Annotated in this window: 22 protein-coding genes; 6 read left to right on the forward strand and 16 right to left on the reverse strand. The window is 64.7% G+C overall.

Translation table 11 applies throughout. The features are described from left to right. The first annotated feature begins 64 nt into the window (after window positions 1–64). Complete coding sequence (locus C8N43_RS05075; protein WP_107844564.1) at window positions 65–1,999, forward strand: glycosyltransferase; 1,935 nt, start codon at window positions 65–67, stop codon at window positions 1,997–1,999. On the opposite strand, the gene C8N43_RS05080 is transcribed toward C8N43_RS05075, so the two are convergent. Further along, on the reverse strand, window positions 1,919–2,569 hold the full coding sequence (locus tag C8N43_RS05080) for a GntR family transcriptional regulator (RefSeq protein WP_107844565.1): 651 nt from the start codon (window positions 2,567–2,569) through the stop codon (window positions 1,919–1,921). The two genes, C8N43_RS05075 and C8N43_RS05080, sit on opposite strands and share 81 nt — an antisense overlap. Before the next feature lie 123 nt (window positions 2,570–2,692). Between C8N43_RS05080 and C8N43_RS05085 the strand changes: the two genes are divergently transcribed. After that, complete coding sequence (locus tag C8N43_RS05085; protein ID WP_425437075.1) at window positions 2,693–3,367, forward strand: pyrimidine 5'-nucleotidase; 675 nt, start codon at window positions 2,693–2,695, stop codon at window positions 3,365–3,367. Beyond that, the gene (locus C8N43_RS05090; RefSeq protein ID WP_107844567.1) at window positions 3,364–4,548 is read left to right on the forward strand and encodes a UbiH/UbiF family hydroxylase; all 1,185 of its coding nucleotides are present in this window, start codon (window positions 3,364–3,366) and stop codon (window positions 4,546–4,548) included. Before C8N43_RS05085 ends, C8N43_RS05090 begins: the two co-directional genes overlap by 4 nt. Here the strand turns inward: C8N43_RS05090 and C8N43_RS05095 are convergent. The 4 genes from C8N43_RS05095 to C8N43_RS05110 form a co-directional block, all read right to left on the reverse strand. Continuing rightward, entirely contained in the window at window positions 4,545–5,672 is a 1,128-nt protein-coding gene (locus C8N43_RS05095) for an aminotransferase class V-fold PLP-dependent enzyme (protein ID WP_107844568.1), read from the reverse strand. The genes C8N43_RS05090 and C8N43_RS05095 overlap by 4 nt on opposite strands. 142 nt (window positions 5,673–5,814) lie before the next feature. Next, window positions 5,815–6,618: a GGDEF domain-containing protein gene (locus C8N43_RS05100; RefSeq protein WP_158269915.1), complete on the reverse strand. Its 804-nt coding sequence runs from the start codon at window positions 6,616–6,618 to the stop codon at window positions 5,815–5,817. After that, complete coding sequence (locus C8N43_RS05105) at window positions 6,611–7,066, reverse strand: Lrp/AsnC family transcriptional regulator (RefSeq protein WP_107844570.1); 456 nt, start codon at window positions 7,064–7,066, stop codon at window positions 6,611–6,613. The genes C8N43_RS05100 and C8N43_RS05105 overlap by 8 nt, the downstream gene beginning before the upstream one ends. Then, the gene (locus tag C8N43_RS05110; protein WP_107844571.1) at window positions 7,063–7,518 is read right to left on the reverse strand and encodes an Lrp/AsnC family transcriptional regulator; all 456 of its coding nucleotides are present in this window, start codon (window positions 7,516–7,518) and stop codon (window positions 7,063–7,065) included. The genes C8N43_RS05105 and C8N43_RS05110 overlap by 4 nt, the downstream gene beginning before the upstream one ends. A gap of 136 nt (window positions 7,519–7,654) precedes the next feature. Between C8N43_RS05110 and ilvC the strand changes: the two genes are divergently transcribed. Next, window positions 7,655–8,677, forward strand: coding sequence for a ketol-acid reductoisomerase (gene ilvC, locus C8N43_RS05115; RefSeq protein ID WP_107844572.1), 1,023 nt, complete (start codon window positions 7,655–7,657; stop codon window positions 8,675–8,677). Window positions 8,678–8,734: 57 nt separating this feature from the next. Here the strand turns inward: ilvC and C8N43_RS19705 are convergent, their stop codons facing one another. Further along, entirely contained in the window at window positions 8,735–8,905 is a 171-nt protein-coding gene (locus tag C8N43_RS19705) for a hypothetical protein (protein WP_170114409.1), read from the reverse strand. 107 nt (window positions 8,906–9,012) lie between these two features. On the opposite strand from C8N43_RS19705, the gene C8N43_RS05120 reads away from it, so the two are divergent. After that, window positions 9,013–9,933, forward strand: coding sequence for a DMT family transporter (locus C8N43_RS05120; protein ID WP_107844573.1), 921 nt, complete (start codon window positions 9,013–9,015; stop codon window positions 9,931–9,933). Here C8N43_RS05120 and glmM read toward each other — a convergent pair. The 8 genes from glmM to C8N43_RS05160 all read right to left on the reverse strand — a co-directional run bounded on the left by glmM (window position 9,923) and on the right by C8N43_RS05160 (window position 20,405). After that, complete coding sequence (gene glmM / locus C8N43_RS05125; protein ID WP_107844574.1) at window positions 9,923–11,266, reverse strand: phosphoglucosamine mutase; 1,344 nt, start codon at window positions 11,264–11,266, stop codon at window positions 9,923–9,925. The genes C8N43_RS05120 and glmM overlap by 11 nt on opposite strands. Window positions 11,267–11,318: 52 nt before the next feature. Next, on the reverse strand, window positions 11,319–12,323 hold the full coding sequence (folP, locus tag C8N43_RS05130) for a dihydropteroate synthase (RefSeq protein ID WP_107844575.1): 1,005 nt from the start codon (window positions 12,321–12,323) through the stop codon (window positions 11,319–11,321). 37 nt (window positions 12,324–12,360) lie between these two features. After that, the gene (locus C8N43_RS05135; protein WP_107844576.1) at window positions 12,361–13,251 is read right to left on the reverse strand and encodes a dihydroneopterin aldolase; all 891 of its coding nucleotides are present in this window, start codon (window positions 13,249–13,251) and stop codon (window positions 12,361–12,363) included. An 88-nt stretch (window positions 13,252–13,339) separates the two neighbouring features. Then, window positions 13,340–14,002: a cell wall hydrolase gene (locus C8N43_RS05140; RefSeq protein WP_107844577.1), complete on the reverse strand. Its 663-nt coding sequence runs from the start codon at window positions 14,000–14,002 to the stop codon at window positions 13,340–13,342. Window positions 14,003–14,177: 175 nt separating this feature from the next. Next, the gene (locus tag C8N43_RS05145; RefSeq protein WP_211308561.1) at window positions 14,178–16,736 is read right to left on the reverse strand and encodes a putative PEP-binding protein; all 2,559 of its coding nucleotides are present in this window, start codon (window positions 16,734–16,736) and stop codon (window positions 14,178–14,180) included. A 74-nt stretch (window positions 16,737–16,810) separates the two neighbouring features. Continuing rightward, window positions 16,811–18,937: a glycine--tRNA ligase subunit beta gene (gene glyS / locus C8N43_RS05150; RefSeq protein WP_107844579.1), complete on the reverse strand. Its 2,127-nt coding sequence runs from the start codon at window positions 18,935–18,937 to the stop codon at window positions 16,811–16,813. Between the two features lie 5 nt (window positions 18,938–18,942). Next, window positions 18,943–19,467 carry a DUF6446 family protein gene (locus C8N43_RS05155; protein WP_107844580.1) on the reverse strand — a complete coding sequence of 175 codons (525 nt, stop codon included), beginning with the start codon at window positions 19,465–19,467 and terminating at the stop codon, window positions 18,943–18,945. Then, complete coding sequence (locus tag C8N43_RS05160; protein ID WP_107844581.1) at window positions 19,464–20,405, reverse strand: glycine--tRNA ligase subunit alpha; 942 nt, start codon at window positions 20,403–20,405, stop codon at window positions 19,464–19,466. Before C8N43_RS05160 ends, C8N43_RS05155 begins: the two co-directional genes overlap by 4 nt. A 187-nt stretch (window positions 20,406–20,592) precedes the next feature. On the opposite strand from C8N43_RS05160, the gene C8N43_RS05165 reads away from it, so the two are divergent. Further along, on the forward strand, window positions 20,593–22,314 hold the full coding sequence (locus tag C8N43_RS05165; RefSeq protein WP_107844582.1) for a peptidoglycan-binding protein: 1,722 nt from the start codon (window positions 20,593–20,595) through the stop codon (window positions 22,312–22,314). 315 nt (window positions 22,315–22,629) lie between these two features. On the opposite strand, the gene C8N43_RS05170 is transcribed toward C8N43_RS05165, so the two are convergent. Beyond that, window positions 22,630–24,207, reverse strand: a complete 1,578-nt coding sequence (locus tag C8N43_RS05170; protein ID WP_107844583.1) for a thiamine pyrophosphate-binding protein — start codon at window positions 24,205–24,207, stop codon at window positions 22,630–22,632. Between the two features lies 1 nt (window position 24,208). Further along, the gene (locus C8N43_RS05175) at window positions 24,209–25,657 is read right to left on the reverse strand and encodes a TrkH family potassium uptake protein (RefSeq protein WP_107844584.1); all 1,449 of its coding nucleotides are present in this window, start codon (window positions 25,655–25,657) and stop codon (window positions 24,209–24,211) included. Between the last annotated feature and the right edge of the window lie 39 nt (window positions 25,658–25,696).

Below are 25,696 nucleotides of genomic sequence, written 5' to 3' on the forward strand. Positions count from 1 at the left end.
CCGCCCTTAACCAGTTTCACCCACAAATGCCCAGCGGCACCCCTGCCGTGTGGAGCATTGCGAGATGAACCTGCCCTTGGCGTCCCCCAAACCGTTGTTGCGCGCGCCCGCGCCGCGCGCGCGGCTGGGTGATATCCTTGTGGCGCAAGGCTTGCTCAGCGCGTCCGACCTGATCACCGCGCTAGCCTTGCAGACCCGCCAAAACGTGGCCTTAGGGGATATCCTCCATGCCCGAGGGCTGATCACCGAAGAGCAGTTGCTTACAGCGCTGGCTAGGCAGCATCAGCTGGATACCATTTTGTTGGCGGCCACGCCAATTGATCTGAGCCTCTTGGAGGGGCTCGATCCGTCCGACTGCCTGCGGCTGGGCTTCCTGCCCTGCCGGCGCGAGCAGGGTCGCGCGGTGATTGCTACCGCCCATCCCGACCGCATCTCGCAAATCCGCCTGAAGCTGCCCGCGGCGTTGTCGGATGCGCGCTACGTACTAGCTGGCAAAGCCGATCTGCAGCGCGCGATCGAGATCCATCTGGGCGGCCGCCTCGCACAAGCGGCCGAGCTGCGCACCCCGACCGAGGACAGCTGTCGCGGCTGGTCCACCGGGGTCGCGACGGTGATGATGGCGGCGCTTGTGGCGGCGATCGTGGCCTGCATGGCCTTCGCGCCCGCCCCCTTGATCTACACGCTCTTTGGCGCGGCGAGCCTTGCGCTGTTTGCAAACACGGCGCTGAAGGCGGCCTGCATTGTGATGGCCTTCCGCAAACCCGGGACGGAGTCTGCGGCAAATCCCACGGGCAAACTTCCAAAAATCTCGATCCTCGTGCCCCTGTTCAAGGAGCGCGACATCGCGGGCGCACTCGTCACCCGCCTGCGCCGCCTGACCTATCCGCGCGAGTTGCTGGAAGTCTGCCTCGTGGTCGAAGCGACCGACACCGTTACAGCGACCGCCCTGACCAAGGGCGGCCTGCCGGGATGGATGCGCGTGGTCACGGTGCCCGAAGGCGGGGTGCAGACCAAGCCGCGCGCGCTGAACTACGCGCTGGATTTCACCTCCGGCAGCCTGATCGGCGTCTACGACGCAGAGGACGCGCCCGCGCCCGACCAGCTGCACCGGGTTGCGGCGCGCTTTGCGGGAAGTGACGACCGGCTGGCCTGCCTGCAAGGCGTGCTCAGCTTCTACAACGCCCGCACGAACTGGCTATCGCGGTGCTTTTTCTTCGAATATGCGGGCTGGTTTCGGGTGATGCTGCCCGGTTTGCAACGCTTGGGCTTCGCGATCCCGCTCGGCGGCACGACCCTGTTCTTTCGCCGTGACGTACTGGTGCGGCTAGGCGCATGGGACGCCCATAACGTGACCGAAGACGCCGATCTGGGCATGCGCCTCGCGCGCCGCGGATATCGCTGCGAGATGATCGACACCGTGACACAGGAAGAGGCCAACAGCCGCGTCTGGCCCTGGATCAAGCAACGCTCGCGCTGGCTGAAGGGCTACGCGGTCACTTGGTGCGTGCATATGCGCAGGCCCGCGCGGCTGTGGCGGGAACTGGGCGCTTGGCGCTTCATGGGCTTTCAGATCCTGTTTCTCGCCACGCTCGCATCGTTCTTCCTCGCCCCGGTATTGTGGTGGAGCCTCGCCACCTATGTCTTCGGATGGCCCAACCCCATCTTCGATCCGCTGCAGGCTCCGGTCGCCAGCGCCCTCGGCGCGGGCTTTGTCGCGGCGGAAATGGTCACCTTAGCGGTCTTCATGATCGCGGCGCGACGTGCGGGCCCGCGGCCCAGCGTTGCGTGGGTTCTTAGCCTGCCTGCCTACTTCATATTCGCAACAATTGCGGCCTATAAGGGCTTGATTGAGCTTCTTTTTGATCCGTTCTACTGGGACAAGACCGAGCACGGAATGTTCGGCGGCAGCGAGGCGGGATCACTCGCCGTGAACGGCGCCCGCGTCGATCTTCAGCCGGGTCTGGAACGCGATCGAGAGGTGGTCGCGCAGCGCGTTTGACGCGGCCGCGGCATCGCGGTCCTCGATTGCTTTGACGATGGCGCGATGTTCCGCCAGCGCGATCTCGCCCCGGCCCTCCGCCGCAAGCGATGTGGACGCCAGCAACGCCATTGAGCGGTACACCAGATCAAGCTGCTGAACGAGGTAGCGGTTGTGCGACGCCAGATGGATTTGCCGGTGGAATCGCCGGTTGGCCTGAGACAGTTTCGTCGGCTCGCCCAGAAATGCGTGATCCTCCTCGACCATATCGTAGAGCACTTTGATCTCTTCGGGCGCCGCATGCTGCGCGGCCAGCTCTGCCGCAAGCCCCTCCAACGCGGTCCGCACCGCGTAAAGCTCCGCCATCTGGTTGTGATCGAGCGAGGCCACGATCAGCGAGCGCCCATCGCGGGTCAGCATCGACTGGGTTTCCAGCCGTTGCAACGCCTCGCGAATGGGCGTGCGCGAAACCCCGAACCGCTCCGCCAATTCGCTTTCGACCAGCCGTGATCCGGGGCTGTAGATGCCCGTATCGATCGCGTGCAGGATCATCCCATAGGCATCATTGGCGGCTGGCAGTTCGATCGGCATCGCAGGTCCCCTGTTCCCCTGTTCCCGGCAAGCTAGCCGCGCCGCGTCTGTCAGACAAGGTTTACACCGCTATTTGTGGTGCGGGACGTTGCACCCGGGCATCCGCACGCTACTGTCCCGATGATGAAGATAGATACATTTGATGACGTCGACACATGGGTGTTCGACCTCGACCACACGCTTTACCCGCCGCATATGCGGCTTTTCGACCAGATCGAGGTCCGGATGACCGCATGGGTGATGCAAACCCTCGACGTGGACGAGGCCGAGGCCGACCGGCTCCGCGCACTGTACTGGCGCGAACATGGCACGACGCTTGCGGGATTGATGCGCGAACATGACATGGACCCAGAGGGCTATCTTGACCATGTGCACGACATCGACTTTTCCATCCTGTCGCCTGAGCCCGGGCTGGCCGACGCGATCGTGGCGCTGCCGGGGCGCAAGATCATCTACACGAACGGCACACGCCCCTATGCCAAGAACGTGATTGAAAACAGAGGCCTATCCGGCCTTTTTGATGCGATTTACGGGATAGAACATGCGGACTATCACCCGAAACCGGACTCTGCCGCGTTTGATCGGGTCTTCACGCTGGACGGCCTCTCGCCAGAGCGCGCGGTGATGTTCGAAGATGATCCGCGCAATCTCGCCGTGCCACACGCGCTTGGAATGGGAACCGTCCATGTCGCTCCGGAGCCTGCGCCTGCCGATCACATTCATCACCATACCAGCGATCTGCGCGGCTTTCTGACCCAGTTGCGCCCTGACTCTGCGCCTTTATCTTCTCAGCTATGAGGCGTGATATTTTCATCTCCGGCGGCGGCGTGGCAGGGCTGACGGCCGCCTGCCTTTTCGGCAGCGCGGGTTACGCGGTCACCTGTGTCGACCCCGCCCCGCCCGTCACCGACCGGGATGCCGAAGGCGCTGATTTACGCTCGACCGCGTTCCTCCAACCTTCTGTCGCCGTTCTGGAGAAGGCGGGCGTCTGGACCCGGCTGGCACCCCATGCGATGGGGCTTGAGACGATGCGCATCGTTGATGCCGGCGGCGACGCGCCAGAGCCGCGCGCCAGCCGCGACTTCAACGCCTCCGACATCTCAGAGATGCCGTTCGGGTGGAACCTGCCGAACTGGCTCATCCGACGCGAGCTGGTCGCGCGGGCCGCCGAGCGACCCAATGTCGAATTTCTGCCGGGCACGGCCTGTACCCGTGTGTTCACGCGTACCCATGGGGCGAAGGCGTGGCTGAGCGACGGCACGACACGCGAGGCGGCCTTGGTTATCGCCGCGGACGGTCGCGGCTCGATGATCCGAGAGGCCGCAGGGATTGACGTGAAAACAACGCGTTACGGCCAAAAGGCGCTGGCCTTTGCCGTGACGCATCCGATCCCGCATGGCAACGTCTCGACAGAGATCCACCGCACCGGGGGACCCTTTACGCTTGTGCCCTTGCCTGATTACGGCGGACTTCCCAGCTCTGCCGTGGTCTGGATGGAGGGCGGCGCGCGCGCGGTCGAGCTGTTCGAAATGGACGAGGCGGACTTCAACGCGGAAATGTCAGAGCGCTCGTGCCACCTGTTTGGCCCGCTCACCCTTGCCTCGCGCCGCACGATCTGGCCCATCATCAGCCAGATCGCAGCGCGGTTCAGTGCGGAGCGAACAGCGCTTGTCGCCGAAGCCGCGCATGTCGTGCCTCCGATTGGCGCCCAGGGTTTGAACATGTCACTAGCCGATCTGGACACACTGTTGACGCTGACCCAACACCATGAGCTGGGGAGCAAGCCGATGCTCGACGCCTACGACCGTAAGCGACGGCCCGATGTGCGTGCTCGCGTTGCCGGGATCGGCATTCTGAACCGCACATCCATGAGCGAGTCCCAGTGGCTGCGCGACCTTCGCAGCGTCGGGATCGGCGCGATCCATGACGCGACGCCGATCCGGAAAACACTTATGAAACTGGGGCTTGGCGCGCGCTAAAGGACCTGGTCCGCGACGTCCTTCAAAGCAGCAAGCGTGGCGTCGGTGTCGTAGAGCTTGTCCAAGCCGAACAGCCCGATCCGGAACGTGCGAAAATCCTCCGGCTCGTCGCATTCCAGCGGCACACCCGCCGCGATCTGCGTGCCGAGCTTGGCGAATTTCGACCCGTTCGAGATGTCGGCATCGTCGGTGTAGCAGACCACCACGCCGGGTGCACCGAAGCCATCCGCTGCGACCGAGGTCACCCCTTTATCTCGCATCAACTCGCGCACGCCATTGCCGAGACGCCATTGCGCCTCTCGCAGCCGCTCAAAGCCGTATTCGCGCGTCTCCAGCATCGTATCCCGGAATGCGCGCAGCCCGTCCGTAGGCATCGTGGCGTGGTACGCATGGCCGCCATTCTCGTAGGTTTCCATGATCGCCAGCCATTTCTTCAGGTCGATGGCGAAGCTGTCGGAGGTGGTCGTGTCGATTACTTCGCGCGCCCGCGCCGACATCATGACCAGCCCTGCGCAGGGGGTCGCAGACCAGCCCTTTTGCGGCGCGGAGATCAGGACATCGACGCCGGTCGCGGCCATATCGACCCAGGCGCAGCCCGAGGCGATGCAGTCCAGCACCATCAAGGCGCCGACCTCGTGGGCGGCGTCGGCCAGCTGTTTGATGTAGTCGTCGGGCAGGATCACCCCTGCCGAGGTCTCCACATGCGGGGCGAAGACGACCGCCGGGCGTTCGTCGCGGATGCGCGCAGTCACATCCTCGATCGGGCACGGCGCAAAGGGCGCGCGGGTGTCATTGCCGGTCTGCCGTGCCTTCATCACGGTGGTCTCCGATGGCAAGCCACCGGCTTCCATGATTTGGGACCAGCGGTAAGAGAACCAACCGTTGCGCACCACGAGTGCCTTCTTGCCGGAGGCAAACTGCCGCGCGACGGCCTCCATCGCGAAAGTGCCGCCGCCGGGGATCAGCGCGACGCTGTCGGCGTGATACACCTCTTTGAGCATGGAGGAGATATCCGTCATCACCTTTTGAAATGTTTTGGACATGTGGTTCAGCGAGCGGTCGGTGAACACCACCGAGAATTCGCGCAGACCATCCGGGTCTACGGTTTTGAGCAATGCGGTCATGGGTTTACCTCCCTTGTGTCCCGGCCAAATTACGGGAGGCGCACGGGGGATGCACGGCCTATCTCGGTATACTGCACCCGGAGGCGCGCCTTTTGCGTTTCCCATCCGAAACCGCAGGTGCGCTGGCGGGAATTCACGGCCGTCACGCGGCCTTGCGAAGGTCCATCACAATTCGGTTTCGTCCGTTTTCCTTGGCACGGTAGAGCGCATCATCCGCACGTTTGATCGATTGCGTGATGTCATCTGCCGCCTCCTTCAGCGAGCCGCCAATAGATACTGTAACGCAAAGTTTGGCGTCGTCGGACATGGTCGGTTCCTGCTCGACCGCTTTTCGGATGCGTTCGGCCACTTCGGCCCCCTGCTCCGCACTTGCTTGATGAAGAAAGACGATGAATTCTTCGCCCCCAAAACGGCACACAATGTCACGCGACCGGCATTCCTTGCGCAGCACATCACTGACCGTTTTGATGACCTCGTCGCCCGCGAGATGTCCGTGCTTGTCATTCACTGCCTTGAAGTTGTCGATATCAACCATCAACGAGACACCATAGGCGTCGGGGTTGCGGTCCATCACTTTGAAAAAGAAGTCCCGCGTCGCCACATCGGTCAGGCGGTCCCGGTTCACCAGCCGCTGCAGCTCGAGACTGAGCGCCGTATTCTCATAGATCTTCACCCCGATGAACATTGCAATGGGGATCGTCACAGTCACGGTAATCAGCACCGCGCGCCACGTCGTGAACTCATGCAGCTCAGGTGGGAATACGATCTGGACCATGAGTGCAGAAAAGCTAACAGACACCGCCGCAATCGCGATGGCGAAGCTTGCTATTCCTATTCGGCTTTTGATCCGCACTCCTGAGGCTCCGTCTGATGCCCCACGAGGATCGCCTGAAATCACGAAGAAAACGTAAATCTCGTACTCGATGCTGCCGAAAAATTTAGCCAATCGGCCCGGGAAGTCGCTCTTCGCTGAGCAAGACATTCGCCTCGACATCGCCCACCCCCGGCAGCGTCATGATCCGTCGCCGCAACACGCGCTCGAAATCCGACAGATCCCGCGCCACGACGCGCAGCCGATAATCATAGAGCCCGAGCACGTGCTGCACCGTCTGCACCTCCGGTATCGCAGTCACGGCGCGTTCGAAATCTTCCAACGAAACCCGGCCCTTAGTGGCCAGCTTGACACCAAGAAACACGGTGACGCCGAAGCCCAATGCCTCGGCATCGAGATCAACGCGGCGGCCCGCCAAAACGCCCGCCTCCTGCAACTTGCGGATGCGCCGCCAAGTCGCCGGTTGCGACAGGCCCAGCTGGCGTCCTACGGCCCCCGCGGACTGCGCGGCATCCGCCGCCAAGCTGCGTAAAATGGCGAAGTCAGTCGCGTCCCAATTCATATCGGCAGCCGTTCGGCGGTTTTGATCGTCGCCACATGCATCAAAGCCTCCAGTTCGGAGATATGCGGCAGGGTCAAAATCTGGTCGCGGTAAAGGCTTTGGTAATGCCCCATGTCGCGAGCGATCACCGACAGGCGCACATCGACGCGACCGAGGAAGGTCTGGATCGCAATCACTTCCGGGATGCGCCGCGCCTGTTCAAGGAATTCGTCAAAGGCGCGCGGGTTGGTCTTGTCGAGCGTGAACCGCAACGACACCTCCACCGCGAAACCCAGTTGCTGCCAGTCGATAACCGCGTGCTGCCCCTTGAGTACACCGCTCTCGCGCAGACGCTCCAGCCTTCGGGCCGCGGTGCCGGGTTGCATCGCGCAACGCTCCGCAAGCTCGGAAACGGGGGCTTCCGGGTCGGCCTGCATCTGGCGCAGTAAACGTCTGTCGGCATCATCGAGCATTAAATCATCATAATTCGCTCGAATAAAGAATAAAAGCCTCCAAAAAACAAAAATAACTGCTGAATTTAATCTGTTGTCCGCCGCGCGAATACGTAAATTGCACGGCAAGACAACACAAACCAAAGGAGCGCCCGATATGCGCGTTTACTACGATCGCGATTGCGATGTGAACCTGATCAAGGACAAGAAAGTCGCCATTCTGGGCTACGGCAGCCAAGGCCATGCCCACGCGCTGAACCTGCGTGACAGCGGCGCGAAAAACCTGTGCGTGGCGCTCCGCGAGGGATCGCCGTCGAAAGCCAAGGCCGAAGGTGAAGGCCTGCAGGTCATGGAAATCGCCGAAGCCGCCGCATGGGCCGACGTCATCATGTTCACCATGCCCGACGAGCTTCAGGCCGAGACCTACAAGAAATACGTCCACGACAACATCAAGCCGGGCGCAGCCATCGCCTTCGCCCACGGCCTGAACGTGCATTTCGGCCTGATCGAGCCGAAAGAAGGCATCGACGTCATCATGATGGCCCCGAAAGGCCCCGGCCACACCGTGCGCGGCGAATTCACCAAGGGCGGCGGCGTGCCCTGCCTGGTCGCGGTGGACAATGATGCGTCCGGCAAGGCGCTGGAGATCGGTCTGAGCTATTGCTCCGCGATCGGTGGTGGCCGCTCCGGCATCATCGAAACGAACTTCCGCGAAGAGTGCGAGACCGACCTTTTCGGCGAGCAGGCCGTGCTATGCGGCGGCTTGGTCGAGCTGATCCGCATGGGCTTTGAGACCCTGGTCGAGGCTGGCTACGCCCCCGAAATGGCCTATTTCGAGTGCCTACACGAGGTGAAGCTGATCGTGGACCTGATCTATGAGGGCGGCATTGCCAACATGAATTACTCGATCTCAAACACCGCCGAGTATGGTGAATATGTCTCCGGCCCGCGCGTCCTGCCCTATGACGAGACCAAGGCGCGGATGAAGGCGATCCTGACCGACATCCAAACCGGGAAATTTGTGCGTGACTTCATGCAGGAAAATGCCGTCGGCCAGCCCTTCTTCAAAGGCACGCGCCGCATCAACGATGAGCACCAGATCGAGGCCACCGGCGAAACCCTGCGTGGCATGATGCCCTGGATTTCGGCTGGCAAGATGGTCGACAAGGCGAAGAACTAAGTCGCCGCGACAGGGCACAAACCATAGGCGGGCCCGGTGTGGCCCGCCTTTTTTCCGTTACACGTCGGCTGGTTTGCCGTGGCTACTTTTGTCCGACGCCAGGGTCGATTTCGGGGCGTCGGGGTTGTCCATCCGCGCCAGAACCTTGTTTTGGCTCATAATCGCGAAAACGATCACGGCCAGCATCGTCCCGAAGGACAACAGGGGCAAAAAGGTCTCTACAAACATCTCAATTCTCCTTGTGGCAGGTTACCGACCCAAACACCGCCGCTGCATCATTGTTCCGGGCAAGTCTTGGCTCGCGCACATTTGTCGCATCCGCTAGGAAGGGCGCCATGACCTCTCCCTCCCCCGAACATCCCGGAGCCCTGAACTGGGCGCTGATCATACTGCTGGGGTTGATCTGGGGCGGTGCGTTCATGTCGGTGCGCCTGTCACTGGATGGGTTCGGGCCGTGGACCGTGGCGGCCGGGCGCACTATGCTCGGTGCGGCGGCCCTTGCGGTGATTGGAACGCTGCTGGGCCAAGGTCCGCACAAGGTCGGCAATGTACGCGGCTGGAGCTACAGCGCCGTAATCGGCGCGGGCGCGATCGCCTTGCCCTTCGTGTTGCTAAGTTGGGGGCAGCAATTCGTCCCCTCCGCCTTCGCGGGCGTGGCGATGGGGGCCGTGCCGCTGCTGGTGCTGCCATTGGTCTACCTGTTTTCGCCCGAGGAGGGCATCGGCCCCCGCCGCATCCTTGGCATGATCTTGGGCTTTGTCGGCCTCTACATCCTGATCGGCCCGGGCGCGGTGGCGCGCACGGGCGAGGAGAACGAATGGCTCGGGCGTCTTGCCTGTCTGGCTGCGGCGGCTTGCTACGCCTGCGGATCGGTCATCACCCGCCGCGCGCCGAAGATGCCGCCCATCGCCTTTGCCACCGCGTCGATGCTGGTCGCTGCCGTGATCTTGGTGCCCGTCGCGCTTCTGATCGAAGGCTGGCCCGCGCGCTTCCCGGTCTCGCCCACATTGGCGCTGATCTATGCCGCCCTGTTCCCCACCGCTCTGGCGGCAGTGATCCGCGTGCGGGTGATCACCACGGCCGGGTCGCTGTTCATGAGTCTGACGAGTTATCAGGTGCCGGTCTGGTCGGTGATCCTTGGCGTCACGCTGATGGGGGAGCAGTTGCCTCCGCAGCTGTTCCTCGCGCTCGCCATCATCCTCGCGGGCATCGGCCTCAGCCAATACCGCGCGCTGGCGGCGATGCTCAGGCGGTAGCCGCCTCGACAGAGGCGACCACGTCGCCCACCACCTGCGTGAGCAAGCCTTCATCTTCGCTCTCGGCCATGACGCGGATCAGCGGCTCGGTACCGGATTTGCGGATCAGCAGACGCCCGCGCCCCTCAAGCCGCCCTTCGGCGTCAGAGATCGCGGCCTTGACCGTCGCATCTTCCAGCGGCATCTGCCCCGCCTCGAACCGCACGTTTTGCAGCATCTGCGGCACCCGCTCGAACTGGCGCACCAGCGCGCTGGCAGGCTTGCCGGATTTCTTCATCGCCGCCAGGAATTGCAGCCCTGCCAGCAGGCCGTCGCCCGTCGTGGCGTAATCGGTCATGACGATATGGCCCGACTGCTCGCCGCCCAGGTTGAAGCCGCCCGCGCGCATCCGCTCGACCACGTAGCGGTCGCCGACGCCGGTGCGCTCCAGCCGCAGGCCGTGGGCATCAAGATGTCGCTCCAGCCCGAGATTGCTCATCACGGTTGCCACCAAAGCGCCGCCCTTCAGCCGATCCGCCTCCGCCCAGGAGGTCGCGAGCAGCGCCATCAGCTGATCACCATCGGCCACCGCGCCGGTCTCGTCGAGCACCATGATCCGGTCGGCATCGCCATCAAGGCACAGCCCCACATCGGCCCCGTGGGCCACAACGGCCTCCGCAGCGGTGGTCACATCGGTCGACCCGCAGCCTTCGTTGATGTTGAAGCCGTTGGGCGACACGCCCACAGGCACCACTTCCGCGCCGAGCTCCCAAAGGATTTCCGGGGCGGTCTTGTAAGCCGCACCATTGGCGCAGTCGATCACCACCTTGAGCCCGTTCAGCGTCATGCCGGGCGGCAGGGTCGATTTGACCCGCTCGCCGTAGCGGTAGCGACCGTCATAGATATGCTTGGCGCGGCCGATATTGTGGCTTTGAGCAGGCTCGATCTCGGTGTCGAGCAGCGCCTCGATGGCCAGCTCGTCCTCGTCGCTCAGCTTGAATCCGTCAGGGCCGAAGAACTTGATGCCATTGTCGTAATGCGGATTGTGCGAGGCCGAGATCATCACCCCCACATCCGCCCGCATCGAGGTCGTCAGCATCCCCACCGCAGGGGTCGGGACCGGCGACAGCAGCAAGACATCCATCCCCGTCGAGGTGAAGCCTGCCGTCAGCGCATTCTCGAACATGTAGCCCGACAGGCGCGTGTCCTTGCCGATCACCACCCGGTGGCGCTTTTGGTCCTTGCGGAAGTAGCGGCCCGCGGCCGCCCCCAGTTTCATGGCCATCTCTGCGGTCATCGGGTAGGCGTTCGCGCGCCCCCGCACACCGTCGGTTCCAAAGAATTTTCGCGCCATCTGTCAGCCTCCGCTCGGGTCCCGCGCCTGCTGTCGCGCGGTTGTAATTGGGTCAGACGTGCACGGCCCGCCAAAGGGCGAAGGCCTGCCTGTGGGCCTCTATATCATGGGCGCGGATAATCTGAACACCCTGCCTGAGCCCCTCGAGCGCCAAGGCCACCGACCCGGCTGCGCGGTCTTCCGCCCGATCCACTCCCGCAATGTTACCGATGAAACGCTTTCGTGAGACCCCCAGCAGGATGCGGCAGCCAAGGCTGTGAAACAGGCCCAGGCCCCGCATCAGGGCGAGGTTGTGCTCCTGCGTCTTGCCAAAGCCGATGCCGGGATCGACGATGATGTTCCCGGGCGCGATCCCGGCATCGCGGGCCACCGCAATGCGCGCGTGCAGATGCTCGAACACGTCGAGCACGACATCGTCATAGGTCGGCGCGGCCTGCATGGTCTTGGGATCGCCTTGCGCGTGCATCAGGCAAATCGGCACGCCGCTTGACGCCGCCACGTCGGCCATGGCGGGATCGAAGCTTAGCGCGGAGACGTCGTTGAGCATGCTCGCGCCCGCCTCCAGCGCCGCCCGGGCGACCTGAGCCTTGCGCGTATCAATCGAGATCGGTGTGGTCACGCCGCCCGCGCGCAGCGCGCGGATCACCGGAACGGTGCGGGCAATCTCTTCTTCAACGGGCACCAGTTCTGCGCCGGGCCGTGTACTCTCGCCCCCTATATCAAGGATATCCGCACCTTCGGCCACCATTTGCCGCGCGCGCGCCGCGGCATCCTCCGGCGCGTTGTGCTTGCCGCCATCCGAGAAGCTGTCCGGCGTGACGTTGAGCACCCCCATCAGCCACGGCCGGTCCATCGGCAACCCCATCAACGGCGCGCGCGGCGCGATAATCGGCTCCACGGCCTGCGGGGGAAGATCGGCGACGGGGACCGGGCTGTGCCGCACCCCACGCTCGATCGGCTCGACCCGGTCGAACCACAAGGGCGTGCCCGGCAGCGACAGGGCGCTGGCGGGGCGGTAGGGATCATGCTCCAGGATCGGGCGGAAAAAGAGGGCCATACCGGGCGTTATAGACAGCGCAGGTCCGAACTCAAGATCACGCCGAAAGCGCCTCGCACGCGGCCAGATCGGGCAGGTTCAGCACCGCATCGGCGGAAAACGCGCGTGCCAGCCAATCGGCCAGCGCCTCTGGCGCATCGCCCGCGGGCGCATCGGTCGCATCCAGCACCATTTTCGACGGGGCCCAGACGCTCATCTGCCCCTGCTTGATCGCCCAGTCGAGCTCTGTTCGCGTTCCGACCACCACGCAGCGTTTGTCGCGCGCGGCGAGCACCCAGGCGTTCTGCTCCATCGCCAAGAGGTCGATCCGGCGCTGCGCGGCGGGATGCGCGGCCTCCGGCGCCTTCGCCGCACCCGCAGGCACGCACAGGATCACCGGCGCGCCGCGCGCCTCCAGCTGATCCAGCACCGCGCCGAGCCTCTGTGATCCGATCACGGAATTGCCCAGCAGAACCACGAGCGGGATTACATCCGCGCTCGCCTCTTCCACGGGCGTGATCATCGTGCGGTCGCGCACGATCTCGACGCCGAGCGCACCGGGGCCGCGGTCGAGCTTCTCGATCCGCACAAAGACCCGCGCTGCGCGCGGATCGGTCAGGATGTCTTCGGCCACCAGCGCCGCCAGCGTCTCCAGCAAGTTCAGCCGCTCGGCGGCCAGCCCGCGGTCGATGGCCTCGGTGATGGTGTCGTAGGACAGGATCTTGTCGACATCGTCGTCAACGCCGCCCGCACCGGTCAGCTCCGGCAGGCGGACCTCGACCACAACATTGAAGCAGACCCGCTGCAGCGTGCCGCGTTCCTGCTGGAATGCGCCGATCTCGACCTCGCGGATGTGGTCGCGCAGGGAGATGCGGTCGCGCAGCTCGCCGGCGGTCGCCTCCGCCCGCTCGGACGGATGCGCGAAGGCCAGTCGAATGTCAGAACTCATCAGGGCATCCCCGCGCCAAGGTCATCTTACGCGCCTTGTAGCAGGCAAGACGCCCCTGCCCACATGCCCAAAACCGACGCCTGAGACCTCAGGAGCGCGCGTAGAACAAATGCACCCCGTGCCGTGCCGTGCGGCGGAACTTGCGCGCCCAGCTCGGGCTGACGGCGGTGGTGTGGTAGAAGGTGGCCCCGCCCGACAGGGTGCGAGGCGCGCCGTCGAGCATCATCCGGGCGATCTTGCCCACCCGCTCATAGGCACGTGGCTCGTGGATCGTCTCGGGGTTGCCGTCGCAGGTATAGGTGAACTGGCACGCGTATTTGCGCCCGGTGCCCTGATTGATCACGCCGCAGACCGTATCGGGGAAGCGCGGCGAGCTGACACGGTTCAGGATCACCTCGGCCACAGCGATCTGGCCTTTGACCGTCTCGCCGCGGGCCTCGAAATAGAGCGCCTCGGTCAGGCACTGCCATTGCGGCCCGCCCGTGGCTTTCGGCAATGCGTTGATCCCGGCGGCGGAGGTCACCAGCCGACCCGGGGTCCCGCCAGAGCGCGACATGGGCGTGGAAATGCGCGTCAGGCGTTCAGGTGACAGGCTCGCCATCTGCTGGCGTTGCAGGCTCTCGGCGGCCAGAAGCGCCGGGTTGAAGCCTGTGGATTTGGCCAGCGGCCCCTCGGCCAAAGCGGCGGTCGCACAAATCGCGGCGGCGGCCAGCGCGGCGAAAACGCCCTTGGTCACGGAAAAAATACTCATCACATCTGCCTCGGATACATCCCCAACTGGCGGCGCGCGTATCACACCGTCAGCGCGGCATTTAGGCCGCACGGCCGCGGGAATCCACCCCGGCCCTGCCTACCGCGTCATTTCGTCTTAATATTTGGTTAACCGTTCAACATCTTGCGGTGTGGCAATTGCCTGCCCCAAGAGGTCAGTCTTCTGGGAATTCGAAGCGGTCGTCGTCGCCGCCCGGCTCGCGAATCGCCAGTTGCGCCGCGGCCAGCCGCGCGATGGGCACCCGGTACGGCGAGCAGGATACGTAATCCATGCCCAGCGAGCGGCAGAACGCGATGCTCTCGGGATCGCCGCCGTGCTCGCCACAGACCGACAAGGTCAGCTTCTCGCGCACGATGCGCCCCCGCTCCGAGGCGAGCGCCAGAAGCTCCCCCACCCCGTCCTGGTCGAGCGCCAGGAACGGGTCCTCCGGGAAAACGCCCTGATTGACATAGTCCGACATGAAGCGCCCCGCGTCGTCGCGCGACAGCCCGTAGGTCATCTGGGTCATGTCGTTGGTGCCAAAGCTCAGGAAGCTCGCATGGGTGGCGATGTCGCCCGCCCGCAGGGCTGCGCGCGGGGTTTCCACCATCACGCCCAGGCGGAATTCCACGGTCTTGCCGGTCTCCGACATCACGTCCGCCGCCACCGCATCGATGCGGGATTTGACCAGCTCGACCTCTCGCTTGGCAGAGACCAGCGGGATCATGATCTCGGGCACCACGGCGACCCCGCCCACGGAAGCCTCGATCGCGGCCTCGAAGATGGCACGCGCCTGCATTTCGTAGATTTCCGGCATGGTGATGCCCAGCCGGACCCCGCGCAGGCCCAGCATCGGGTTTTGCTCGGACAGATCTTCGATCCGGGCCTGCACTTCCCGCGCGCTCATGTCGAGCGCGTCGGCCAGCTGCAGGATGCCCTCGCGGGTCGAGGGCAGGAATTCATGCAAGGGCGGGTCGAACAGACGCAGGCAGACCGGGCGCGGCGCCATGATCAAAAACATCGCCAGGAAATCCGCCCGCTGCATCGGCAACAGACGCGACAGCGCCGCCGCCCGGTCGGTGTCGTCCTCGGCAAACACCGCCTCGCGCAGCACCGTCAGGCGGTCCTCCCCGAAGAACATGTGCTCCGTGCGGCACAGCCCGATGCCTTCGGCGTTAAACATCTCGGCGACGTTGGCATCCTCGGGCGTGTCGGCGTTGGCGCGCACGCCGATGTCGCGCACTGCGTCGGCCCAGCCCAATAGCTCCCGAAAGGCGCCGCCGATGCCCGCCTCGACCAGCGGGACACTGCCCGCAAGCACCTGCCCCGACGAGCCATCCAGCGTCACGACGTCCCCTTCGCTCAGCACGCGGCCATCCTCGGACGTCACGGTGCGCTTCTTGGTGTCCACATCGATGCTGGTCGCCCCCGTCACGCAAGGCAGGCCAAGGCCGCGCGCGATCACGGCGGCATGCCCGTTGGCCCCGCCCCGTTCGGTCAGGATCGCCTTGGCGGCGTGCATGCCGCGCACATCTTCCGGGCTGGTCTCGCGCCGCACCAGAATGCAGGCTTCGCCCTGGGAGGCCGAGGTCTGGGCGGCCATCGCGTCAAACACCAGCTTGCCCGTCGCGGCCCCCGGGCTCGCGGCGATCCCGCGTGCGAACACGTCGCGTTTGGCGCTGCCTGCGACCTGCGGGTGCAGCAGCTCGCCAATGGCGCGCGGCTCGATCCGCATCACCGCATCTTCGCGGCTGATCACCCCGTCCTTGGCCAGGTCGGTCGCGATACGCACCTCCGCGCGCGCCGAGCGCGGGGCCGCGACGGCATCAAGGATGTGCAGCGTGCCGCCTTCGACGGTGAACTCGATCTGCATCTCTTCGCGCAGCCCCTTGCGCGCGACCGCGCCCAGCTCGCACAAAGCATCAAAGACCTCCGGCTGGCTGTCTTGCAGGGACGGCCCGCGCTTGTCGCGGGTTAGGTAGAGCGCATCGCCCTCGCCCGAGCTCAGCGCGTCGCGCCCCTGGCTCTGGCGCTTGTAGCGGCCCACTTCCTGCGGCTTGCCGGTGTCGGAGTTGACGAACTGGATCACCCCCGCGCCGCTCTCGCCCTTGCCCATGCCAAACGCCATGCGCTGCACCACAAGGCCCAGACCGGCATCTTCCGGCGCGCCCTTGGACATGCGCAGTAGCCGGGCCGAAGTCCCCTCCCACGCCCGCGCCATGGATTTCAGCACCTGCGCCAGCTGGATCTCGATATCTTCCGGGAAGGCCTCGTCAGTCTCCATCTCGTAGGCGTCCAGCGCCTTGGCGACGGTCAGGTCCTCGATGTCGAAAATCTCGTCATCCAGCCGCGCCACGTCCACGGCGTAGGATTTGATAAATTTCAGGTGTAGCGCCTTGGCCGCATCCGCGCCCAGCCGCGAGGCGAAGAACGCCTCGTTGGTGCGGTTCATCCCGATGTTGAGCACCGTGCTCGGCCCGCCCCAGTCCTGCTCCACCGTGGAGGCACGCACGGACAGCACCGGCCAGCTGCCGAAATGCTCCAGCAGCGCCTTCATATCAGGCTGTTGCCCGGCGGCGATGGAGCGCACCAGCGGGATCGACAGCGCCACCGTGTCCGGCACGGGCATGCCGAGCCGGATCAGGCGCTGCAGACATTTCGCCCGTGTGCCATGGAGGCGCCGCTGAATGGCGGCGGTGGGCGTAATGCGCTCAAAGTTTAGGCGGTCCAACATACTGCGCCGCAGCATAGAGGGGTTCAGGTGTCAATCAAGCCTGACGAAAGGCCAATGTCACGCAACTGTAACAATTATCCTTCGATCTTGGTCAGATCCGCGACGCCCCCGCAGATGGTGCGGATTTTGTGCAGCAGGCACAGGCGGTTGCGGCGCACGATCTGGTTGTCCGAGTTCACCTGCACCGCCTCGAAAAAGTCATCCGCCGGCCCGCGCAGCTTGGCCATGGCGTGCATGGCGGTGGTGAAGTCCTCCGCTTCCATGGCGGGCTTGATGGTCGCATCGGCGGCGTCGAGGGCGGCAAACAGGGCCTTTTCCTCGTCGCTTTCGGCAAACTTCGGGTCCGGGTCCAGCTCATAGCTGACGCCGTCCTTCTCTTCTGCCTGCGTCAGGATGTTGTTGGCGCGCTTGAACCCCTGGATCATGTTCTCGCCATCGTCGGTCTTGAGCGTCTCCGACAGCGCTTCGGCCCGTTTGACGAGCAAGGTCAGGTCGTCATTGCCCGGCATCGCGATGCAGGCGTCGATGATGTCATGGCGGATGCCCTTGTCTTTGAGGAATACTTTGAGGCGGTCGTGGAAGAAGGAGAGGAGGTCCGACCTTATGAATTCTTCTAAAGAAATCCCATCAGGTTTGTCGAAGCGAAAACGAACGATTGAGCTCCGATCATCGATTATTCTGTTGTGTTTCTTGATGCTCGTTTCGAGTGGCAAGAAAACCCCATTTTCCAAAACCAACCGAATGACTCCAAGTGCCGCACGTCTCAGCGCGAACGGGTCCTTTGATCCTGTGGGTTTTTCGTCAATCGCCCAGAAGCAACCCAACAAGTCGATCTTTTCAGCCAAAGCCACAGCCACCGAGACCGGCGCCGTGGGGACGTCGTCGGAAGGCCCAAGCGGCGAGTAGTGCTCTTCGCAGGCATGCGCCACGTCCTCGGGCAACCCAGCCGCCTTGGCATAATACCGCCCTATAACCCCTTGAAGTTCTGGGAATTCATAGACCATCTCCGACGACAAATCGGCCTTCGCCACCCGCGCGGCCTCGGCCGCCAGATCGGGTTTCGCCCCCACGATTGGTGCGATCTCACGGGCCAGTGCCTCGATCCGCGCGATCCGCTCCGCCTGCGAGCCGAGCTTGTTGTGGAAGGTCACGTCGGCAAGCGGCTTGGCCATGCCTTCCAGACCCACGGTTTTCACCGTGCGCAGATCGTTCTCCCAGAAGAACTTCGCATCTGCCAAACGCGCCGACAGCACCCGACCGTTGCCGGCCAGAATGGTCGCGCCATCATCGGAGGTCTCGATATTGGCAACGGTCACATATTGCTCGATCCGGCCCGTCTTTGGGTTCCGCACCGAGAAGAACTTCTGGTGCTCTTTCATCGAGGTCTTTAGCACCTCGGGCGGCAGGTCTAGAAACTGCTCTTCGATCCGACCCATCAGCACGACGGGCCACTCGACCAGCCCCGCGACCTCGGCCAGAAGGCCGCGATCCGCGACGACTTCAAGCCCTTGGGCGAAGGCCGCGTTGGTGGCGTCCGACCAGATGTGATCGGCGCGCTCGCTTGCGTCCAGCACCACTTTCGCGCGCTTCAGCTTCGCCGTGTAATCCTCGAAAGACACAACAGAAAACGGCTCCGGCGCCATGAAGCGGTGGCCTTCGGTCACGTCGCTCGATGCGATCCCGTCGACCTCCAGCGGCACGACCTCGGTCCCTGCCTCGTCGGACAGGATGCACAGGATGCGATGCAGCGGGCGCACCCAGCGCAAGCTGCCCGTGCCCCAGCGCATCGACTTCGGCCAAGGGAAGCCGCGCACAGTTTTCTCCAGCACCTCGGCGATGATCTCCGCCGCGGGCCGCCCCGGCTTGTCGATCACCGCGAAATAGACCTGGCCCTTCTTGTCGTCGCGCAGCTCCAGCTGGTCCTTGGTCAGACCGGTGGAGCGCAAAAAGCCCTCCAACGCCTTCTCGGGTGCCGCGGCATTCGGGCCCTTGCGCTCTTCGCGGGTCGCGGGCGAGGCCGCCAGCAGGTCCTCGATCGACAGGGTCAGGCGTCGCGGCGTCGAGAACGCCCCCGCAGAGGCATAGGTCAGCCCCGCCTCGACCAGCCCGTCAGTCACCAGCTTCTTCAGGTCGTCGGCCGCGCGCGATTGCATGCGGGCGGGGATTTCCTCGGAGAAGAGTTCGATCAGAAGATCAGGCATATCAGTTAGTTCCCGGTATTCTCGCGGGCGGGGCAGTCGGGGCCCACCTGCGTGCCGTCATAGGCCTTGCGGCCGCAATCATTGAGCTGCTGCCACACGTAGCCGCGCCCGTCCTCGAAGATGGCCACAATGCGGTCCACCCCGTATTCGATGTTTTCCTGGCCCAGGAAGGCCAGCGCCTCGCCGGTCTGCAGCGCTTCGCCGATCTCTTGCGCGTCGAAGCAGTCGAACCAGTCGGGGGCCACCAGCGGCTCCGCGCCCACGGCCAGCTCGTAGGTCTCGGTCAGCAGTGCGTGCGACATCGGCGTCTCGAAACAGGCGCGGTAGCGGATGGGGGAGCTGTCCGCGTCGATGGCGGTGATGGCATCGGCGATGATGTCTTCCGGCGCGCCGGTGGCGACAGAGGTCAGCGCGACCGGGTCCGGTGTCTGCACCTCCTCGTAGAAGGCGTAGACCTGCAGGTAATACATCCATGCGCCCGCGGTCAGTGCAATAATCATGATGGCGATCCCAACCAGCTTGCCGCTCATGCGGCGCTCTCTTCCGACCAGCCGCCCGCGCGGGTCTGCACGAACGCATCCGCACAGGCTTTGGCGAGGTTGCGCACACGACCAATATAGGCTTGGCGTTCCGTGACCGAGATCACGCCGCGCGCGTCGAGCAGGTTAAAGACATGGGACGCCTTGATGCACTGATCATAGGCGGGCTGCGCCATGACGATGCGGCGGCCCGTCTTCGGGTCCTCGGCGGGCTGTTCGAGAATGCGGGCGCACTCGGCCTCCGCATCCTTGAAGTGCTGCAGCAGCGTGTCGGTATCGGCCACGTCGAAGTTCCAGCGGGCATATTGCGCCTCCGCCTCGCGGAAGACATCGCCATAGGTCAGCGGGATCGGTGCATCCGGGTCGTTGAACGGCATCTCGTTGCCATCGTCAAAGCCCAGCACGTACATCGCCAAGCGCTCCAGCCCATAGGTCAGCTCGCCCGAGACGGGTTTGCAGTCATGGCCGCCCACCTGCTGGAAATAGGTGAATTGCGAGACCTCCATGCCATCACACCAGACCTCCCAGCCCAGGCCCCATGCGCCCAGCGTCGGGCTTTCCCAGTCGTCCTCGACAAAGCGGATATCGTGCATCTTCATGTCGATGCCGATGGCCTCCAGCGAGCCGAGATAGAGCGCCTGCAGATCGGGCGGTGAGGGTTTGATGATCACTTGGTACTGGTAGTAGTGCTGCCAGCGGTTCGGGCTGTCGCCGTAGCGCCCATCGGTGGGGCGGCGGGACGGCTGCACATAGGCGGCGGTCCAGGGCGTCGAGCCCAGCGCGCGCAGGGTCGTGGCCGGGTGAAACGTGCCTGCGCCAACCTCCATGTCGTAAGGCTGCAACACGGCGCAACCCTGCCCGGCCCAATAGGCCTGCAGCCGCATGATGATCTCCTGAAAGGAGCGTGGTTTTTCGGTCGTCTCGGTCATGGAAGCGCCCTGTCTTGCGTTGGCCCCTCAATAGGGGCGCGCGCAGGGAGGGTCAATTGCGCCACAGCCCCGAAATTCACGCCCTTTTCAGATGCACATACCGCCCCAGATGGTAACTTGCCCTCCAAGATTCGGGGCGGCAGGCAAATCGCCCACAACGAGTGTTGGGTATTTTAGGGAATTGAGTATGTCGCGCAGTATTTTGGCCGCAGTCTTGCTTTGCTCTTCGGGCCTGTTGGCCCCGGCGCTCGCACAATCCTACGTGCAGGTGGAGGCCTTGCCGAACCTGCGCGAGGCGGAAGCGCGCGCCCGCGCCTATGGCTCCGAGCTGCGCAATGTGAACGGCTTCCGCCTGTCGACCGGGTGGTACGCCCTCGCGCTCGGCCCCTTCGCCAACGAAGCACAAGCCCGCGCCCGACTGCTGGAGCTGCGCCGCGCCGGGATCATCCCGCGCGACAGCTATGTGTCAGACACACGGCCCTACGGGCAGCAATTCTGGCCCGTCGGCGGCGCCGTGACCGCACCCGCCCCGCAGCCAGAGCCGGAAGCGCCAGCCGTGGTCGAGGCCCCTGCCCCCACGCCCGCGCCCGAGATTGACGAGACGCCCCGGCAGGCCCGCGCCTCAGAAGGGCTGTTGTCGCGCGACCAGCGCAAGGAGCTGCAAACCGCGATGCAGTGGTTCGGCTTCTACAAAGCGGCCATCGACGGCTCTTTCGGGCGCGGCACGCGCGGCTCGATGGCGCAGTGGCAAGAGGCCAATGGCTACCCGGCCACCGGCATCCTGACGACCAGGCAGCGCGGCGAGCTGCTGGACAGCTACCAAGGCGCGCTGGCGGAACTCGGCCTTGGGGTCGTAGACGAGGAACAGGCGGGCATCGAGATCACCATGCCCATCGGCCTCGTGGAATTCGACCGATACGAGTACCCGTTCGTGCAGTACAGCGAGCGCGACGGCTCTGGCATCGAGGCGCTGTTGATCTCCCAGCCCGGTGATGCCGACACGCTGTTCGGCCTCTACGAGATCATGCAAACGCTGGAAATTGTCCCTCTGGAGGGCGAGCGCTCGAAGGGGCGCCGGTCGTTCACCCTGACCGGGCAGAATGACGAGATCCACAGCTACACCTACGCCCGCACCGAAGGCGGATACGTCAAGGGCTTCACCCTGGTCTATCCGCCCGCAAGGGCCGACGAGATGGCCCGCGTGATCGAGATCATGCAGGACACGCTGGTGATCAACGAGGGCACCCTGACCCCCGATCTGTCCGACGAGGCGGCGCAGGGCGTCGACCTGTTGTCCGGCCTCGACGTGCGGCAGCCCAAGCAGGCGCGCTCGGGCTTCTATGTCGACGGGCGCGGCCGGGTGCTGACCACAGCTGACGCCGTCGAGAGCTGCGGGCGCGTGACCCTCGATGACAGCATCGAGGCCACGGTCACCGCCACCGGCGACGGGCTTGCGCTGCTCGAGCCCACCACGAGCCTTGTGCCCCTGAACTACGCGCGTCTTGCGGCCTCCATCGGGCGTCTGCGCTCGCCCGTCGCGGTGGCGGGCTACAGCTACGAGGGCCAGTTGCAGGCCCCGACCCTGACCTATGGCACGTTGCAGGACATCAAGGGCCTCGGCGGCGAGCAGGAGCTCAAGCGACTCGAGTTGGCCTCCCTGCCCGGCGACGTGGGCGGCCCGGTGCTTGACATGACCGGCGCGGTCTCCGGCATGCTCGCCGATCACGACGCACAGGGCAGAGCCTTGCCCGGCGGCGTGAAATTCGCGCTGAAGGCCAGCGTGCTGGCGACCTTCCTCAGCGAAAACGGCGTCGTCGCGGCCGCCTCCGAAGGTGGCCCGCGCCTTGCGCCAGAGGATCTCGCCGTGCTCGGTACCGACATGACGGTTCTGGTGAGCTGCTGGGACTAGGTTCGGGTCGTTTAGACCGCCTGCATCGCCCCGAAGCGCATCAGCGTCTCCCGCCGCCGCATCCCGAGCCGCCCCAAGCATGCAGCAGGACGGCGCGGTCGGCACTTACGTCTCGGCCAGAACCTCCGTCAGGTCAAGCTCTGTCCTAGCTCGGTCGACACCCCGTCGCGGCGTCAGCGAGATAGCGCCGCATATCCGCATTTCCCGCAAGCCCCGCGAAAAAAAAGCGCATCGCGCCAGCGGGGCGCGCGCAGGGTCAGTTGAGATGAATCGAGCGATGCAGTGGCCATAGCGCCATGCTCGTCCGGCCTTGGCTTATTTTACAGCCTCCGGCGTCATATGGATTAGCGTCGGCGTATCGGCGGCCAACGCGTCCCGCACGGCATCTTGGAAGGCCGCAAGACTTTCGGGCCGCGCCGCCCGCGCGCCGTAGGCCCGTGCGAGCGCGCAGAAGTCCGGGTTGCGCGCGATCACCGCGTTGGGGGCGATCTGGGCTGCGACCATGCTGTCCTCGATCTCTTTCAGCTTGCCATTGTCCCATACGATGATCGGCAGCGGCAGGCCCAGCTCCACTGCGGTTGCGAGCTCTTGGATATTGTACTGAAATCCGCTGTCCCCGTTGATCGAGACGACCGGCAAATCGGGCCGCCCCACCTTGCCGCCGATCGCTGCGGGAAGCGCGTAGCCCAGCGTGCCGAAACCAGACGGGTGGTGCCAATGGCCGAGCCGGGTCATCTGATACGTATCAAGCGCGACATAGGCGAACTGCGTCATATCCGAGTAGATCATCGCGTCATCCGGCAGCGCCGCGCGCAGCGCCTCAACGACAGGCAGGATACCGGGCCGCTCCGCATCGCTTTCCGCGCGCCACTTGGCGCGGGTCGCCACGATCTCTGCCGCGTCCCAGTCGCTGACGCTTGCGGGCAGGATGTCCAGCAACGCCTCGCAAAAGACGGTCGCATCGGCCAGCACCGGATCGGTGGGGCGATGGCGGTCTGCCAGCACCTCCGGGTCCAGATCGACGCGGATCAGCGGGCAGCGGTGGCCGAGCGTGTCGCGCCACAGATCGCATTCCGACAGCTCCGTGCCGATGGCGAGCACGACGTCGGCACGGGCCAGAACCTCTGCCGATCCGGGCCGCGTCAGCCCGCCGAAATGAAGCGGCACGTCGTCCGCGACCAGCCCGCGCCCCGCACTCGTGGTGAATGTCGCGGCCCCGCAGGCAGCAGCAACCTGCGCGCCCAGCGGCCCGGCGCGCCGGGCACCGCCGCCGAGGATCACCACCGGCAACTTCGCATCCGACAGCATCGCCGCGATCCGCTCAAGCTGCGCGCGGCTCGGCGCATCAAACGAGATCCTCACATCCCCGGAAGGCGCGGGTGTCGCCGCGCCTTGCAGGACCGAGATCGGCACGTTCAAAACCTTTGGCCGGGGCCGCGAGGTCTGAAACTCCACAAACGCCCGGTCGATCAGCTGGTAGGCGGCCTCGGCCGTGCGCGCGGTCTCGGACCACTCGGCGACGGTCCCCCCCGCGCCTTGCTGATCAAGCATCTGGTGCAACTGCCCCCGCCGCCCGGCCGTGTCGTCCAGACAGGACGCAATCACCAGCAGTGGCACCGAATCCGAATACGCCTGCCCCACCGGGTTCAATATGTTGCACAGGCCCGGGCCCGTGATCACATAGGCCACCCCCGGTCGTCCTGTTGCCCGCGCATAGCCATCGGCCATGAAGCCCGCGCCTTGCTCGTTGCGGGCGAGGATGTGGGTGATCCCGGCCTCCTCGATCCCGCGGTAAAGCTCCTGATTATGCACGCCGGGGATACCGAAGATCGTCTGCACGCCGCGGGATTTCAGCATGTGCGACAGCTGCGCACCAAGGGCTCGCTCGGTCATCTCAGGCTCTCCAGAAGCGCACAGTAAAGATGGCGTAGACGGCCAGCAGCTCCAGCCGTCCGATCAGCATGCCCGCGGCCAGCAGCCACTTGGCGGTGTCGTTGAGCCCGCCAAAATTGCCCGAAGGCCCAATCTGCGCGCCCAGCCCCGGACCGATATTGCCCAAGGCGGTCGCGGCGCCCGACAGCGAGGTGATGAAGTCGAGCCCCGTCATCCCCAACGCCACCGCCAGCAGGCCCAGCGTCACGGTGAAGAGCACAAAGAACGACATGACCGACGACAGCACGTCCTCACCCACCGGCTTGCCCTGATAGCGCGGCTGGAACAGGCCGTGGGGCGCGTGGATGCGGCGGATCTGCGCCTTGATCGAGGCGAACAGCAGCTGGTAGCGGAAGACCTTGATCGAACAGGCGGTCGAGCCCGCGCAGCCCCCGATCAACCCCATGAAGAAGAAGACCGACACCGCGAACGCCCCCCACAAGGTGTAGTCGGCGCTGGCATAACCGGTGCCGGTCAGGATCGAGACCACGTTAAACAGCGACTTGCGCAAGGCGGGCTCGAACGCGTCGGTGACCTCCAATAACTGCCACGCGGTCAGCACCGCCACCAACGCCAGCGCGGTCAGAAGGAAAGCATGGATTTGAGTGTCTTTCAGAAGCGGCCGCGCCGTACCCGCGACCACTTGAACGTAGCGCACGAAGGGCAGCGCCGCGAGGATCATGAACAGGCAGGCGGTGTATTCCACCGCAGGGGGGAAGGCCGAGAACGAGGCGTCGGAGTTGGCGAAACCGCCCGTCGCAATCGTCGTCATGGCATGCACCACGCTATCCGCCCGCCCCATGCCGCCCGCGTAATAGGCCAGCGCGCAGGCCGCCGTCAGGCCAAGGTAGATATTGGCGATCGAGCGGGCGATCTCGCCCGCGCGCGGCAGGATCTTGCCCATCGTGTCGAACCCTTCGGAGCGGAAGATCTGCATGCCGCCGATCTTCAACTCCGGCAGGAACACCATGGCCACAACAATGATCCCGATGCCGCCGAACCATTGCATCAACCCGCGCCACAGCTTCAGCCCCTGCGGCATGTCCTCAATGCCGGTAAACACGGTGGAGCCGGTGGTGGTCAGGCCGGACATGGCCTCGAAAAATGCGTCCACATAGGCCGCCTCGGTCGCGCCGAGGTAGAAGGGCAAGGCCCCGAAGACCGGCAGGGCAACCCAGACGCCGGTGGTCAGCAGGAAGGTCTGCTGGATCGTCAGCCGATCCCCCACCCCATTGGCCGAGGCCATGGCGATCAGCCCGCCGGTTGCCGCCGTGATCACCGCGCTTTCGGCAAAGGCCGCCCAATGCCCATTGCCCGCCCATAGATCATAGGCCATCGGCAGCACCATCGCGGCCCCGAAGCAGGCGGTCAAAAGGCCGATCACATAGGCCACGGGGCGGACGTCAAACATAGGGGTTAGGGTTGGGGCGTGGGGGGCAAACTGTCAAGG

The sequence above is a fragment of the Litoreibacter ponti genome (assembly GCF_003054285.1).
Taxonomy (GTDB): domain Bacteria; phylum Pseudomonadota; class Alphaproteobacteria; order Rhodobacterales; family Rhodobacteraceae; genus Litoreibacter; species Litoreibacter ponti.

Coding starts and splice junctions, on each gene's coding strand:
- C8N43_RS05075 (WP_107844564.1), top strand. CDS start 65: ATGAACCTGCCCTTGGCGTCCCCCAAACCGTTGTTGCGCGCGCCCGCG.
- C8N43_RS05080 (WP_107844565.1), bottom strand. CDS start 2,569: ATGCCGATCGAACTGCCAGCCGCCAATGATGCCTATGGGATGATCCTG.
- C8N43_RS05085 (WP_425437075.1), top strand. CDS start 2,693: ATGAAGATAGATACATTTGATGACGTCGACACATGGGTGTTCGACCTC.
- C8N43_RS05090 (WP_107844567.1), top strand. CDS start 3,364: ATGAGGCGTGATATTTTCATCTCCGGCGGCGGCGTGGCAGGGCTGACG.
- C8N43_RS05095 (WP_107844568.1), bottom strand. CDS start 5,672: ATGACCGCATTGCTCAAAACCGTAGACCCGGATGGTCTGCGCGAATTC.
- C8N43_RS05105 (WP_107844570.1), bottom strand. CDS start 7,066: ATGAATTGGGACGCGACTGACTTCGCCATTTTACGCAGCTTGGCGGCG.
- C8N43_RS05110 (WP_107844571.1), bottom strand. CDS start 7,518: ATGCTCGATGATGCCGACAGACGTTTACTGCGCCAGATGCAGGCCGAC.
- ilvC (WP_107844572.1), top strand. CDS start 7,655: ATGCGCGTTTACTACGATCGCGATTGCGATGTGAACCTGATCAAGGAC.
- C8N43_RS19705 (WP_170114409.1), bottom strand. CDS start 8,905: ATGTTTGTAGAGACCTTTTTGCCCCTGTTGTCCTTCGGGACGATGCTG.
- C8N43_RS05120 (WP_107844573.1), top strand. CDS start 9,013: ATGACCTCTCCCTCCCCCGAACATCCCGGAGCCCTGAACTGGGCGCTG.
- glmM (WP_107844574.1), bottom strand. CDS start 11,266: ATGGCGCGAAAATTCTTTGGAACCGACGGTGTGCGGGGGCGCGCGAAC.
- folP (WP_107844575.1), bottom strand. CDS start 12,323: ATGGCCCTCTTTTTCCGCCCGATCCTGGAGCATGATCCCTACCGCCCC.
- C8N43_RS05135 (WP_107844576.1), bottom strand. CDS start 13,251: ATGAGTTCTGACATTCGACTGGCCTTCGCGCATCCGTCCGAGCGGGCG.
- C8N43_RS05140 (WP_107844577.1), bottom strand. CDS start 14,002: ATGAGTATTTTTTCCGTGACCAAGGGCGTTTTCGCCGCGCTGGCCGCC.
- C8N43_RS05145 (WP_211308561.1), bottom strand. CDS start 16,736: ATGTTGGACCGCCTAAACTTTGAGCGCATTACGCCCACCGCCGCCATT.
- glyS (WP_107844579.1), bottom strand. CDS start 18,937: ATGCCTGATCTTCTGATCGAACTCTTCTCCGAGGAAATCCCCGCCCGC.
- C8N43_RS05155 (WP_107844580.1), bottom strand. CDS start 19,467: ATGAGCGGCAAGCTGGTTGGGATCGCCATCATGATTATTGCACTGACC.
- C8N43_RS05160 (WP_107844581.1), bottom strand. CDS start 20,405: ATGACCGAGACGACCGAAAAACCACGCTCCTTTCAGGAGATCATCATG.
- C8N43_RS05165 (WP_107844582.1), top strand. CDS start 20,593: ATGTCGCGCAGTATTTTGGCCGCAGTCTTGCTTTGCTCTTCGGGCCTG.
- C8N43_RS05170 (WP_107844583.1), bottom strand. CDS start 24,207: ATGACCGAGCGAGCCCTTGGTGCGCAGCTGTCGCACATGCTGAAATCC.
- C8N43_RS05175 (WP_107844584.1), bottom strand. CDS start 25,657: ATGTTTGACGTCCGCCCCGTGGCCTATGTGATCGGCCTTTTGACCGCC.